The 11,942-nt window shown below is 61.3% G+C and carries 16 protein-coding genes; 6 read left to right on the top strand and 10 right to left on the bottom strand.

All coding sequences use genetic code 11. The annotated features are described in order from the left end of the window. Positions 1-14 precede the first annotated feature (14 nt). Complete coding sequence (locus tag EGJ22_RS02845; protein ID WP_029887026.1) at positions 15-1,349, bottom strand: lysine N(6)-hydroxylase/L-ornithine N(5)-oxygenase family protein; 1,335 nt, start codon at positions 1,347-1,349, stop codon at positions 15-17. A gap of 173 nt (positions 1,350-1,522) precedes the next feature. On the opposite strand from EGJ22_RS02845, the gene EGJ22_RS02840 reads away from it, so the two are divergent. Then, positions 1,523-1,969 (top strand): hypothetical protein, encoded by a 447-nt coding sequence (locus tag EGJ22_RS02840; RefSeq protein ID WP_029887027.1) that lies wholly within the window; start codon positions 1,523-1,525, stop codon positions 1,967-1,969. A 30-nt stretch (positions 1,970-1,999) separates the two neighbouring features. Here EGJ22_RS02840 and pbpG read toward each other — a convergent pair whose 3' ends face one another. Together pbpG and EGJ22_RS02830 are read right to left on the bottom strand one after the other, a co-directional pair. After that, a complete protein-coding gene (gene pbpG / locus EGJ22_RS02835) occupies positions 2,000-2,926 on the bottom strand; it encodes a D-alanyl-D-alanine endopeptidase (RefSeq protein ID WP_029887028.1) in 927 nt (308 codons plus the stop codon). 281 nt (positions 2,927-3,207) lie between these two features. Next, a complete protein-coding gene (locus tag EGJ22_RS02830) occupies positions 3,208-3,882 on the bottom strand; it encodes a polysaccharide lyase family 7 protein (RefSeq protein WP_029887029.1) in 675 nt (224 codons plus the stop codon). Positions 3,883-4,109: 227 nt separating this feature from the next. Here EGJ22_RS02830 and EGJ22_RS02825 point away from each other — a divergent pair, with 227 nt between their 5' ends. Beyond that, positions 4,110-4,430: a DUF1654 domain-containing protein gene (locus EGJ22_RS02825; protein WP_029887030.1), complete on the top strand. Its 321-nt coding sequence runs from the start codon at positions 4,110-4,112 to the stop codon at positions 4,428-4,430. Positions 4,431-4,468: 38 nt separating this feature from the next. Here EGJ22_RS02825 and EGJ22_RS02820 read toward each other — a convergent pair whose 3' ends face one another. Further along, positions 4,469-5,293, bottom strand: coding sequence for a S24 family peptidase (locus EGJ22_RS02820; RefSeq protein ID WP_064314596.1), 825 nt, complete (start codon positions 5,291-5,293; stop codon positions 4,469-4,471). A 159-nt stretch (positions 5,294-5,452) separates the two neighbouring features. Between EGJ22_RS02820 and EGJ22_RS02815 the strand changes: the two genes are divergently transcribed. Next, positions 5,453-5,764, top strand: a complete 312-nt coding sequence (locus EGJ22_RS02815) for a hypothetical protein (RefSeq protein ID WP_009686465.1) — start codon at positions 5,453-5,455, stop codon at positions 5,762-5,764. Between the two features lie 97 nt (positions 5,765-5,861). On the opposite strand, the gene EGJ22_RS02810 is transcribed toward EGJ22_RS02815, so the two are convergent. Together EGJ22_RS02810 and EGJ22_RS02805 are read right to left on the bottom strand one after the other, a co-directional pair. Next, entirely contained in the window at positions 5,862-6,044 is a 183-nt protein-coding gene (locus EGJ22_RS02810; RefSeq protein WP_009686466.1) for a hypothetical protein, read from the bottom strand. 94 nt (positions 6,045-6,138) lie between these two features. Beyond that, positions 6,139-6,486: a hypothetical protein gene (locus tag EGJ22_RS02805; protein WP_009686467.1), complete on the bottom strand. Its 348-nt coding sequence runs from the start codon at positions 6,484-6,486 to the stop codon at positions 6,139-6,141. Between the two features lie 159 nt (positions 6,487-6,645). On the opposite strand from EGJ22_RS02805, the gene EGJ22_RS02800 reads away from it, so the two are divergent. Next, positions 6,646-7,467 (top strand): shikimate 5-dehydrogenase, encoded by an 822-nt coding sequence (locus tag EGJ22_RS02800; protein ID WP_009686468.1) that lies wholly within the window; start codon positions 6,646-6,648, stop codon positions 7,465-7,467. Positions 7,468-7,540: 73 nt separating this feature from the next. Here the strand turns inward: EGJ22_RS02800 and EGJ22_RS02795 are convergent, their stop codons facing one another. The 3 genes from EGJ22_RS02795 to EGJ22_RS02785 form a co-directional block, all read right to left on the bottom strand. Next, positions 7,541-7,783, bottom strand: coding sequence for a hypothetical protein (locus EGJ22_RS02795; protein WP_029887032.1), 243 nt, complete (start codon positions 7,781-7,783; stop codon positions 7,541-7,543). Between the two features lie 84 nt (positions 7,784-7,867). Continuing rightward, positions 7,868-8,395: a lactoylglutathione lyase gene (gene gloA / locus EGJ22_RS02790; RefSeq protein WP_009686470.1), complete on the bottom strand. Its 528-nt coding sequence runs from the start codon at positions 8,393-8,395 to the stop codon at positions 7,868-7,870. A 226-nt stretch (positions 8,396-8,621) separates the two neighbouring features. Continuing rightward, positions 8,622-8,981, bottom strand: coding sequence for a histone-like nucleoid-structuring protein, MvaT/MvaU family (locus EGJ22_RS02785; protein WP_029887033.1), 360 nt, complete (start codon positions 8,979-8,981; stop codon positions 8,622-8,624). Between the two features lie 360 nt (positions 8,982-9,341). Between EGJ22_RS02785 and EGJ22_RS02780 the strand changes: the two genes are divergently transcribed. Beyond that, complete coding sequence (locus EGJ22_RS02780; protein ID WP_064314595.1) at positions 9,342-10,631, top strand: OprD family porin; 1,290 nt, start codon at positions 9,342-9,344, stop codon at positions 10,629-10,631. 68 nt (positions 10,632-10,699) lie between these two features. Beyond that, on the top strand, positions 10,700-11,449 hold the full coding sequence (cobF, locus tag EGJ22_RS02775; protein ID WP_029887035.1) for a precorrin-6A synthase (deacetylating): 750 nt from the start codon (positions 10,700-10,702) through the stop codon (positions 11,447-11,449). A 60-nt stretch (positions 11,450-11,509) separates the two neighbouring features. On the opposite strand, the gene EGJ22_RS02770 is transcribed toward cobF, so the two are convergent. Then, positions 11,510-11,860: a response regulator gene (locus EGJ22_RS02770; RefSeq protein WP_029887036.1), complete on the bottom strand. Its 351-nt coding sequence runs from the start codon at positions 11,858-11,860 to the stop codon at positions 11,510-11,512. Positions 11,861-11,942 lie beyond the last annotated feature (82 nt).

The following is an 11,942-nucleotide window of genomic DNA, read 5'->3' as shown; positions in this document are numbered from 1 at the left end:
TCGTGTTCTGGCGGTCAGGCGCTGGTCAGTGCCACTGCCGCAGAAGGTTTGCCGTGCAGTTGTGCGAGGTCCTGGTACAGGGCCCTGGCTATCTCCGCGGCACGTGTCGGCAGCACCGAGAGCAGGGTGTCGCTAAGCCCGTGGCTGTTTTCGCAGAAGCCCTGCAGGTAGACCGAGGCTTGCAGGTCGGGGCTGGCCAGCACGCGGTAGTTGCGGTCGACGCTGAAGTCGCCCAGGTACCCGGCCAGGGGGGCCAGCAGGTCGCGGTGCGAGCGGCGTTCGTAGCCGGTGGCGAGAATCACGGCATCGTAGCGGTGCGTTTGCTGCTGGTCGGTGGCAAGGTCACGCAGGGTCAGCTCCAGGCCCTCGCGGGTGGCGACCACGGCATCGATCTGGCGGCGGCACAAGACGTTGTGGCGATACTGGTGGGCGACTTTTTGCCGGTAGAGGATGCCGTATATGCGCTCGATCAGGTTGAGGTCGACCACCGAGTAGTTGGTGTTGTGGTACTCGCCCAGCAGCTTGCTGCGCTGCTCGGCTGGCTCGTTGAAGACCAGGTCTGTGTAGTCCGGCGAGAAGATCTCGTTGACGAACGGGCTGTCGTCGGCGGGCTTGAGGGCCGAGCCGCGCAGGATCATGTCGACTTTGACCGAAGGGTAGCTGTCGTTGAGGTCGATGAACGCCTCGGCGGCGCTCTGCCCCGAGCCGATCACGGCGATGCGCATCGGGGCGCCCTGCGTGCACGGCAGTTTGTTCAGGCTGCTCAGGTACTGAGAATGGTGGAACACCCGCGGGTCATCCTTGAAAGCACCGAACTTCGCCGGAATTTTCGGTGTGCCGCCGCTGCCGACCACTACCGAGCGGGTGCGGCGGCTGTATTCGCGGCCTTGCGCATCACGCGACACCAGGCGCAGGTGCTCGACCCGGCCGCCCTGTACCTGCGGCTCGATCCGCAGCACCTGCTGGCCATAGACGGCCTGGCCGGCGAAGTGTTCGGCGGCCCAGCGCAGGTAGTCATTGTACTCCAGGCGGCAGGGGTAGAAAGTGCCCAGGTTGATGAAGTCCGCCAGGCGTTGTTTCTGGTGCAGGTAATTGACGAAGCTGTAGGGGCTGGTCGGGTTGCGCAGCGACACCAGGTCTTTCAGGAACGAGATCTGCAGCTCGCTCTGTGTCGCCAGGGTTTCACCGTGCCAGCGGTAGTCCTGTTGCTTGTCGATGAACAGCGCGTCCAGGGCATGGCCCTGTGACTCTGCCAGTTCCTCCAGGGCAATGGCCAAGGCCAGATTGGAAGGGCCGAAGCCCACGCCGATCAGATCTTTGATGGTGTCCTGCTGTGTGGGCTGGCTCATGATGGTGATTCCCTGAATGCTCGAATAGGCACGCCCGCCGGGGCTTCGGCCGCTGTGCAAGTACATGAGGTGGAACGAGCCTGCGGACAAGGAATTTAATTGGGCTAAAGCGCGGCGCGAATTGGCCGATAGGATGGTTAGCGCAAAGACCGATCTTTCAGACAGGGACCGACATGGCCGTCATCACAGCTGGCAACCTCATGATCAATGGCGTATCGGCGCAGGCGCGCAGCGCTAATGCCGCCGCTGAACGCGACCAGGCCAAGCAGGCCGGCGAAGCGGTGGGCCCGCTGCAAATCAGCAGCGACAGCCTGAGGGTATCCGCGGGTAGCCAGGCACAGGCAACGGATACAGCGGGCACTGGCGGGTCAGAGGCGGTAAGCGCCCTGCAACAGTTGATCAAGGACTTGCAGAAGCAATTGGCCGAGCAGCAGAAGCAGCTTGCCGCGTTGCAGAACAGCAAGATGGATGAGACATCCAAGGCGGCTGCGGTCGGTGCCAAACAGGCAAGCATCGCCACCCTCAACGGTCAGATCATGGCCGCTACCGCGCAATTGCTGGCGCTGCTGCAGCAAGAGGGTGGCAGCAGCTCCGGCTCAATGGTCAGCGCCACGGCCTGACGGCGCCATGGCCTGTAAGTTCGGCCCAGCTTACTCGGCCGCTACGCGCCCTTTGCCCTGGCGATCTGCCTTGTACTGCATGGCCACCGCCGGCGCTGGCTTGGCTGCACCGGTTTCCAGCCATTGGCGCAGGCGGCTGGCATCGGCGAAATGGGTGTACTTGCCGAAGGCATCCAGGATGACCATCGCCACAGGGCGGTTATCCATTCGGGTCAACAGCACCAGGCAGTGCCCGGCTTCGTTGGTAAAACCAGTCTTGGTCAGCTTGATGTCCCAGTTGCTCTTGTTCACCAGGTGGTCGGTGTTTCGGAAGCCCAGGGTGTAATTGGGCTTGCGGAAGGCCACGGTCTTCTCACGGGTGGTCGACAGCTCGCTCAGCATCGGGTACTTGCGCGAGGCCATCAGCAGCTTGGACAGGTCGCGCGCAGTCGACACGTTCTGCGTCGAAAGCCCGGTAGGTTCTACGTAGCGGGTATGGGCCATGCCCAGGCTGCGGGCTTTGGCGTTCATCGCCTTGATGAATGCCGGGTAGCCACCGGGGTAGGCGTTGGCCAAGCTATTGGCTGCACGGTTTTCCGAAGACATCAAGGTAATCAGCAGGGTCTCGCGGCGATTGAGCTGGCTGCCGGGGCGTACCCGTGAATACACGCCCTTCATCTCCGGGTTGTTGGCGATGGTCATGGTGAGCATCTCATCCATGGGCAGCTTGGCGTCCAGCACCACCATCGCGGTCATCAGTTTGGTCACCGAAGCGATCGGTACCACGCGGTCGGCGTGGTTCGAGTACAGCTCCTGGTTGGTATTGAGGTCGATCAGCAGCGCGCTGCCCGAAGCCAGGTGCAGTTTGGAGGGGTCGCGTTGCACCTTGGCCGGGGGTTGTGCAGCAGCGGTCGACGGCAGCGTCGCGGTACCTGTGAGCAACAGCAGCAGGCTGAGAATGGACAGGGATGTTTTCACGTTGAGGCTCACTAAAGGTTGGTATGTCGTTGGCTGTGCAAGGGTTTTCCCCCAAAAACCGCTGCATTCTGGAGTATGGCTGAACGGCTGTCGAATGCCTTATATCTAAAGGGCGCAACGTGAACGAAATTTAATCCCGTACCCATTGTGTACCCTTCATGTGCTGTTCATGAAGTGCGCCGAACGGTGATAGGGGCGGGGGCAAACTGAGCGCTCAGTTCTGATCAGGTCCGGTACCGACCCGTGAACAGGAGGGCCGGCACGCAAAGGGCGTTGTCGCCTCAGCCATGTATCAACGTCAGGTCGCTGATAATGCAGATCGAGCCATCGTCGACCGGCGTTTGGTCGTTGTAGTCGACCTGGTTGTAAACGCCGCCGTGGAATTCGAACAGGCGCGAAGCCCAACTGCCGTCGAGTTGCAAACCACCTGAAGTACCGGTTGCTCCCTTGCAGGTTGCGGTGACCGTGACCAGGCCCTGTGCCGTGACGTGCAGGCTGATGCCGAACTGCGCGCCCGGCGGTACGCCCTTGAGCACCGTCGAATTCACTGGGTCAGCCTGGTCATAGGTTTGGCGAAAGCCCAAGGTGATATCACCTTTCTTCCAGAACACCTTGACGGGCGGGCCGTCGTCGCCGCGCACGTGCATCTGGGCAATGACCACCTTCTGCGCGGCGTTGACCTTGGTCAACGTCATGCTTTGACGGCTCCAATGGTCCGCGGCACTGGCCAGCGTCCAGGAACGGGTCTCGGTCCATTCACAGCGGGTGCGGTGGGTACTCTTGCTCGACGCCCCTTTGGTCGGCGCAGAAAACTGGATCGAGCCGTCACTGAGTAACGTGACCACCTCTGGGAGGCGGGCAATGGCTTCGTCACCGTCAAGTTCCAGGGCAACGGGGTTGGTTGCGGATACTGCCACCGGGGTGGCAATCAACAGGTTGCTGATGTCTACGGCCATGGTAACTCCTCATGAACAGCCAGTTTTGAAGGGCAGACTGAATGCTGCCTGGTTGAGAAGTTAGCCAATAGCTAAATTAAATGTCAATAGCTTAAAGCTAAAATTACGCTGGGGGGTGAAATTACCTGTTGGCGAAAATTTTCAGGGCAAGGCCTTTACGCTGGATTTGGCTGTGCGATAAGCTTTCGCCATGTACTGTACAAATATACATATATCAGGATGACAATATGCCTATGCAAACAGCGTCGACTACCCTTCAGCCCCCGGGAATGTCGGGTGTAGAGCGCCTGAGCCTGCGGGTATCGTCGATGATCAACCACCCTGTGGCCCAGACCCAGCGCTGGGTACTGGTGCATCGCCTGCACAGCGATGGCGACGCGGAATGGGAAGAGGTGATGGGGCTGCTGCTGGAAACACCCGAGTTGGACCTGACCTTCAACCCTGATGGCAGCGTGCTGGTGCGCTGGCAGCGCCACGCCGGCCAGCAGTTTGACGAAGTGAGCGTCGAGCAGGGCTGTGGGTCACTGATGCCTGCTGCGCCGTTCTGAAATACCGGCGCCAGGCCGCTGCCGGGGCAGGTGGCGCCTTACACGAGGTGGGCATTCCACACCAGCAGGACCCTGGCCTGGATATAGGTTTCTTCGCGGCGAATCAGGCGGTCCTTGTGCCGTGAGTTGTCGGAAATCATCTCGAAATGATCGTCATCGGCAATCTGCAGGCGCTTGATGTAGATATGGTCACCCCACGCGAAAAAGTAGATCCCGTCGCCCACGAACTCGCGAATGCTCACATCGACGATCAGTGGGTCACGGTGCCTGATGGTGGGCTCCATCGATTGGCCCCAGCCAGTGACCATCTTCAGGTGGTTGTGCTCGCTGAATTCCACACCCAGTTCCCGCAGGTGGCTGGGGCTGACCCGCACATCCTTGAACATTTCCGGGTAGTCATGGGGGATCTGGCCGCCGCCCATGGCCGCGCGCACATCATAGTGGGCAATCCATACCTCATCGCCCACCAGGCCGGGCCGGCCGTGGTCGGCCTGCAGCAATACGCTTTCCGCGGGCTCGGCAGCCGCGGCCAGCAGCCTCTGGCGGGTTTCTTCGGGGATGCCTTTGCCACTTTTTGCCAGCATCTGCTTGACCAGGTCGGCGGCGCACACCGCGCCGTCGGCAGGCCCGCCCGAGGCCTGCGGGTAATCGCCGGGCGCCAGCGCGTCGAACCAGCCGCGTGGCAAGCCTTCGATACCCTCGATCCGCCGCGCCACGTCGTCGCCCAGGTTCTTGGCGGTCCTGTTGGAGAGAATCTGGCTCAGGTGCGCAGGCGCCATGCCCCAGCGCTCGGCGCAGGCGCCCTTTTTCTGGTCGGCGATCAGCTTGACCAGGTTCTGCTTGCGGATTTCATAGATGTCCATAAGGCGAAGCATGCCAGTGTTTAGCTCTCTGCTAAATGTGCGCATGGCTAAATTTCCCTTGAGGTAAATTTACCCCTAGGCTAAATTAAACCTCCAGACAATAAAAGCCACGGCGATGCAATGCCGTGGATTGCCCATCTCGTCAGTAAAGAGGTTTACATGGATCCCACCGACCTCGGCCCAGGCACCCTTACGTGGCTGGGTGGTACAGGCACCGTGTTGTTCGGGGCCTTTCTATGGCTGCGCAAATGGCTGTCCAGAGATGCGGCAGACCGCGCGCTGGACAATGCAGACATTGCCGTGATTCGCCGCCTGACCGAGCTGCTCGATAGCGAGCGCGATGCCCGCCGTGAGGCGGAGGCCAAGGCTGACCAGTTCGCCAAGGAGCGCAATGAACTGGTGGTCACCGTCGGCCGCTTGCAAGGCAGGGTCGTGGCCCTGACCAGTCAACTGGCCCGGGCCAAGGCGTGAAACGACCGACGACCCGCACCCACCATGGCCACACAAAAAAAAGCCCGCCATTTCGGCGGGCACAAGGGCGTAGGGAGCAACGCACAACAAATTCGGGTCAGGCCACCAAGGTGCCTGGTTGCAACAGTTCAGCCAATGCGCGGGCTTGGGCGAGGGTCGGCACCGGCCCACTCACAGCCTCGCCGTTGCGCACCAGGTACCAGCAGGCCAACAGGCCTTGTTCACGCAGTGAAACCGGAACAGCGCTGCCGACAACGGACATGATCTGGATAGTGGCCATGGGGACCTCCTGTGAAACATGGGCCTACCATACGTAGCCGCTACCAGGGTTTGAAATCAACGTTGTCGATAGTGGTCATTACTTCTATCAACCCTTACCAGCGTGGCGGGCCGTAATACACCCGTGGCGGGCCGTAGTAGGCCCGGTAGCCTGGCGGTGGCGGGGCCGGCGCATAATAAGGCTGGTAATAGACGGGCTGCGGCGGCGGCTGCACGTACACCGGTTGCGGCGGGTAGTACACCGGCTGGCGTTCCACGTACACCGTACGGTCGTGCCCGCCAGACACCGTAGCGCCAACCACCGCGCCAACCACGGCAGCGCCCAGTAGCGGGCCCGGTCCGTACCAACCGCCGCCATGGCCGTAACCACCGTGGGCAGCTGCAGGCCCGCTGATGGCCAAAGCGCCGACCAGCAGGGCGATTCCGGGAATGAGACGGTTCATATCAACCTCGCGAGTAAACCCCTAAAGTGGGGTGTCACTAATATGACTCCGGTATTTGTCAATTGCGCGCAGGGCAATGGTAAAGGTTGTGTAAGGGACGAACAGCGGTTGCCTCTGGTACGCTGCACAAACGTTTCAGTCATGACTCAGGAGCAGGCTATGTCGACAACTCCCGGCAGGGATACCGTGCTGTGCATTTCCCTGGCAGGCCGCCCCGGTACATTCGGCGTGCGCTTTCACAACCACCTGTACCAACAGTTGGGCCTGGACTTTTACTACAAGGCCATGCGCACCGACGACCTCCCGGCCGCGGTAGCGGGAATTCGAGCCTTGGGCATACGCGGGTGTGGGGTATCGATGCCATACAAGGAAGCGTGCATGGCGCTGGTAGACGAGATCGACCCGTCGGCAGCGGCCATCGAGTCGGTCAACACCTTGGTGAACACAAACGGTCGCCTCACAGCCTACAACACCGACTATCTGGCCGTACGCCAGTTGTTGACCCGGCACCAGGTCGACCCGGCAACCGCTTTCGCCCTGCGCGGCAGCGGCGGTATGGCCAAGGCCGTTGCCAGCGCCTTGCGCGATGCCGGCTTTGCCGAAGGCACCATCGTCGCGCGTAATGCCCAGGCGGGGCAGCAGCTGGCGGATATGTGCGGCTACCGCTGGCTGCCAGAACTCGGCGATATCTGCCCGCCGATGCTGGTGAATGTGACGCCGATCGGCATGGCGGGGGGCGCAGAAGCTGAAGAGCTGGCGTTTTCGGACATCGCCATCGCTGCTGCAGAGCGGGTATTCGATGTGGTGGCCATGCCCGCGCAAACACCGTTGATTCGCCGCGCCCAAGCGCTGGGCAAGCCCGTGATTACCGGGCTTGAGGTGATTGCGCTGCAGGCGCTGGAGCAGTTCGTGCTGTACACAGGTGTGAGGCCGACGCCAGCGCAAGTCGATGCCGCCGTGGCGTACGCTCGCGATATCTGATTGCACCAGCAGCGGCTCCTTCGCGGTATGGCAGCGGTGCTGGCGAAGAGGCCGCTACAGGCCAAGGGGGCAATCAGAATACCTTGGTGCCGGCGTCCAGTTGCTGGTCGACCAGCGCTCGACCGTGGGCCAGTGACACATGCTGGGCACGTTCCAGGTCGGAGAAGAACTTCATCGGCATCGACAGGCGCCTGCTGGTATGGCCATCAGGGGCGGTGATCAGGCAACCGACGGCGTAGGGCAGGGGCGAGTCAGGATGGGGCATCACGCTGGCGGTGATGGTGTGCTTGCGGTATTCACAGTGAAGGGATTGCATGGTTCTTACCTCGCTGTGGCATGGGAAGCAATTACCTTCATATACCACAGCAAGGGGGCGGTGGTTCCCGCCCCCGACGAACGCTTAGCCTGCGAGGTCGGCCGGCTGAATCACTTCGACCCAATAGCCATCCGGGTCCTTGATGAACGCCAGGTGGTTCATGCGCCCGTCCTGCAGGCGCTTCTGGAACGGTACACCTAGCGCTTCGAAGCGCGCACAGGCGACGCGTACATCGGGTACCGACACGCAGATGTGACCGAAGCCGCGTGGGTCGGTATTGCCATCGTGATAGGCGAAATCGGCATCGTTTTCGGTGCCGTGGTTGTGGGTGAGCTCCAGCACGCCAGGGATCGATTTCATCCACTGGTGACGGGCGGCATCATCGGCGGGGATCTGCGCCGGGTCGACCAGGGCCAGGAAGTACAGGCTGAAAGCGGCTTCGGGGAAATCACGCTTATCTACCACGCGAAAGCCCAGCACACGGGTGTAGAAGTCCAGGGACTTTTCGATGTCCTTGACCCGCAGCATGGTGTGGTTGAAGACGAATTGGGCGGTGGCGGCGTCAGGTTGTGCGGTGACACCAGGCAAGGTTTGCAGATCGTGCAGGCTCATGGGAACTCCTGAGGCAGGGCCGGGCACGGGGCGCCGGCAAAACAGACAGGCTGGCCATGATACGTCAGTGCGCCGATTGCGCAAATGAAAGCGCCCTGCACGGGTGCAGGGCGCTGGAATTAGAGGCCCGCATGTGCGGGCGCGTGATGGGGTCGCTAGTCCTTTAGCTGCCTCGATACTGAGCCAGCCCTTGTGAAAAAAGTGTGAAGCACGTGTTGATGTTTCATCAGCGAGCCCAGCTTTCCACCTCGGCGGCGCCATACTGCTCTTTCCAGGCTTTGAGACCGCGGTGGTTGCCGCCTTTGGTCTCGATCCGCTCGCCGGTCTCGGGGTGTGTGTAAACCTTCACCACCCGCGGGCGACGGTGCTGTTTGGGGGCAGGGCCGGTGGTGCGCACCCCGGCTTTGGGGTCAAGTATGGCTATGACATCGCGCAGGCTTTTGTCGTAGCTTTTCATCAGGTTGACGAGTTTCTGCTCGAACTCGATTTCGCGCTTTAACCCGGCATCTTTTTTCAACGCTTCCAGTTGCGCCATCTGTTCCTGGAGCGCTTTTTCCGCAGCACGAAACTCTGCAAGTCTGGACACTGTAATCACTCCTGTACGTCGGCTGTGGCGGGGCGTGACGAACATTGAAAGGCATGAATACGCCGGCCACGCAGGTGGGTTTTACTGTTCGTTGATAGCGAGTGTAGTCACACATTGGGGCGGGGTAAACTGCAAACTTATTGTAAGTAAGCGGGGAACTTTCCTAGTTGCCCATGCGCGATACAGGCGACTCGCCGAAGCGGCCTGGCAGGGCGCTTAGACCATGGTCCAATGGCCCGCGCCAGAGCCGTTACGCGATCATTTCAAAGTATGGCTGGCTGTTGCGCGGTCATGTCCCATTACCGTGGCAAGTCGTTGCCACCGGTTGTTAACCCGCTTTGAATCTGGATGTTTCCCTGCATGTTTTCCCCCTATCCTCTCGCCCCCGGGCGTCGTGTCGCCAGCCTGTTCCTGTTATGTGCCGGTGCCAACGCCCAGGCTGGCGGTTTTCTTGAAGACAGCAGTGCCAAGGTTGAAGCACGCACTGTCTACTTCAACCGGGATTTCCGTGACGGCCACAGCAGTTCCGGCCAAGGGGCGTCCAAGCGAGAAGAGTGGGCCCAAGGCTTTATCCTCAATGTACAGTCGGGTTACACCGAAGGCTTGGTAGGGTTCGGTGTGGATGCGCTGGGCATGTTCGGTGTGAAGTTGGACTCCAGCCCCGCCGACAGTAACAGCGGCTTGCTGCCGTCTTCCGGGCACAACCCTCGGCACTCCGCCGACCAGTATGCAAAGATGGGCCTGGCGGCCAAGGTCAAAGTATCCAACACGGTGCTCAAATACGGTTCGATGATGCCGGATGTGCCCCTGCTCAAGTACAACGATGGCCGCCTGCTGCCGACGATGTTCCAGGGCGCCATGCTGACCTCCGAGGAACGCCGCGATCTGAAGTTCACCCTGGCACGCCTGGATCGGTACACCGCAAGGGATTCAACCGACCGCCAAAACATTCGCGTGCATTGCAAGAACAAGCGTTACGCCTGCGACATCCAAGCCGACCACTTCGACCTCGCCGGGGTCGATTACCGGGTCAACGAGCGTTTCGGTGCCCAGTATCAAGTGGCCAGGCTGGAGAACATCTATCGCCAGCAGTATTTCGGCCTGGTGGCCAGCCAACCGCTGCCGGTGGGTAGCCTTGCTGCCGACCTGCGGCTGATCAAAAGCGACGACATCGGCAACGCCCGCGCGGGCGCTATCGACCACCGCGCCGTCAGCGGCATGCTCGGCTACAGCCTGGGTGGTCACAAGCTCAGTGCTGGCTGGCAGCGCATGTATGGCGACAGCGCCATGCCCTACCTGGATGGCAGCAACCCGTACCTGGTCAACTATGCACAGGTCAATGATTTTGCCGCCGCCCAGGAGCGCTCCTGGCAAGTGCGCTATGACTATGACTTCAAGGCGTTGGGTGTGCCTGGCCTTACGTTCTTCACCCGGTACATCAACGGTGACCATATCCAGGTGCCAGGCAGCCATGCCGAAGGCAAGGAGTGGGAGCGCGACAGCGAGCTCAAGTACCAAGTGCAAAGTGGCACGTTCAAGGACGTCAGCGTGCGTTTGCGTAATTCCACCTACCGCAGCAACTATGAGCGCTGGGCGCGGGATATGGACGAAACGCGGGTGATCGTCAGCTACAACTTCTCGCTGCTCTGAACGGGTGCTTTGCCAGCGGCCTGCTGGCGCCCGACAATGGCTGCTGAACAGCACCGGAGGGCAGCACAATGAAACAGCTGTTGTTGATCGGCATCGGCCCGGGGGACCCACGCCAGGTCACGTACGAAGCCGTCGACGGTTTGCGCCAGGCCCACGTGTTCTTCGTGCTCGACAAGGGCAGCGTCAAGAACGAGCTGGTGCAGCTGCGCAAGGCCATCCTGCAGCGGTACCGGCCCGAGGGCGGCTATCGGCTGGTTCAGGTCGCCGACCCGCTGCGCGATGGGCAGGCCGACGCGTATGTGCAGGCGGTACAGGACTGGCACGTACAACGTGCAGCGCTGTATGCGCAACTGATCGAACAGGAACTCGGCGACGGCGAAACCGGCGCCTTTCTGCTGTGGGGCGAGCCCACGCTCTATGACAGCACCTTGCGCATCCTCGACCTGGTCTGCGAGCGAGTTGGCGCGCTGCACCTGCAGGTCATTCCGGGCATCAGCAGCGTGCAGGCACTGGCGGCGCGCCACCGGGTTGCGCTCAACCGCATTGGCGAACCGCTGACCGTGCTGCCTGGTCGACGTCTGGCCGGGCAGGGGAGTATCGACAATGTGGTTGTCATGCTCGATGGGCAGTGCGCGTTCGCAGCTATTGATGACCCGGCCTTGACGATTTACTGGGGCGCTTACCTGGGCACGGCTGACGAACGGCTGATCGCCGGGCCGCTGCAGGCGGTGAAGGCGCAGATTCTTGAAGTGCGTGCGCGGGAAAGGGCGCGCAAAGGGTGGATCATGGACACCTACCTGTTGCGCAGGGAGGTGTAGCGGGCACCGTTCCTTGGCCCCTGCGCTCCCTGCGCGCTTGGTAAGCGGGTGCCGCCGAATTCAGGCGGTGCCGAGAATCCCCTGCACCTTGTCGCGCAGCTGGTCGATGCTGAACGGCTTGCCGATCATGTGCATGCCCTCCGGTACATCAATGTTTTCGGCGTAGCCACTGGCGAACAGCACCGGCAACAGTGGCCGCAGTTCGCGTGCCTTGGCTGCCAGCGCCTCGCCGCGCATGTCCGGCAGGCCCACGTCCGTCATCATCAGCGCCAACGGCTGGCGCTGGTCTTCCAATACCTCGAGCGCCGCGGTGGCATTTTCCGCCTCGATCACCGAGTAGCCCAAATCGCCGAGCACTTCGAGCATCAGCATACGTACGATCTCGTCGTCTTCGACTACCAAAAGGTGCATGGTTCGGGTCCTGTGCAATTGAATGTCTATGATCTGTGCACAAGGCGACAGCAGAAGTTCCCGAGGATACCGATACTTGCAA

The organism is Pseudomonas sp. p99-361, assembly GCF_003935475.1.
Lineage (GTDB): Bacteria > Pseudomonadota > Gammaproteobacteria > Pseudomonadales > Pseudomonadaceae > Aquipseudomonas > Aquipseudomonas juntendi.
The sequence above is the reverse complement of the archived record's forward strand: the minus strand, read 5'-3'. Positions and strand labels throughout refer to the sequence as shown.

Bases quoted from the DNA above. Each gene is read 5' to 3' on its own strand.
- gloA (WP_009686470.1), bottom strand. From the start codon at position 8,395: ATGAGCCTGCACGATCTGCAAACCTTGCCTGGTGTCACCGCACAACCT.
- EGJ22_RS02805 (WP_009686467.1), bottom strand. From the start codon at position 6,486: ATGAACCGTCTCATTCCCGGAATCGCCCTGCTGGTCGGCGCTTTGGCC.
- EGJ22_RS02845 (WP_029887026.1), bottom strand. From the start codon at position 1,349: ATGAGCCAGCCCACACAGCAGGACACCATCAAAGATCTGATCGGCGTG.
- EGJ22_RS02770 (WP_029887036.1), bottom strand. From the start codon at position 11,860: ATGCACCTTTTGGTAGTCGAAGACGACGAGATCGTACGTATGCTGATG.
- EGJ22_RS02795 (WP_029887032.1), bottom strand. From the start codon at position 7,783: ATGCAATCCCTTCACTGTGAATACCGCAAGCACACCATCACCGCCAGC.
- EGJ22_RS02810 (WP_009686466.1), bottom strand. From the start codon at position 6,044: ATGGCCACTATCCAGATCATGTCCGTTGTCGGCAGCGCTGTTCCGGTT.
- EGJ22_RS02815 (WP_009686465.1), top strand. From the start codon at position 5,453: ATGGATCCCACCGACCTCGGCCCAGGCACCCTTACGTGGCTGGGTGGT.
- EGJ22_RS02825 (WP_029887030.1), top strand. From the start codon at position 4,110: ATGCCTATGCAAACAGCGTCGACTACCCTTCAGCCCCCGGGAATGTCG.
- cobF (WP_029887035.1), top strand. From the start codon at position 10,700: ATGAAACAGCTGTTGTTGATCGGCATCGGCCCGGGGGACCCACGCCAG.
- EGJ22_RS02780 (WP_064314595.1), top strand. From the start codon at position 9,342: ATGTTTTCCCCCTATCCTCTCGCCCCCGGGCGTCGTGTCGCCAGCCTG.
- EGJ22_RS02840 (WP_029887027.1), top strand. From the start codon at position 1,523: ATGGCCGTCATCACAGCTGGCAACCTCATGATCAATGGCGTATCGGCG.
- EGJ22_RS02800 (WP_009686468.1), top strand. From the start codon at position 6,646: ATGTCGACAACTCCCGGCAGGGATACCGTGCTGTGCATTTCCCTGGCA.
- EGJ22_RS02830 (WP_029887029.1), bottom strand. From the start codon at position 3,882: ATGGCCGTAGACATCAGCAACCTGTTGATTGCCACCCCGGTGGCAGTA.
- EGJ22_RS02820 (WP_064314596.1), bottom strand. From the start codon at position 5,293: ATGGACATCTATGAAATCCGCAAGCAGAACCTGGTCAAGCTGATCGCC.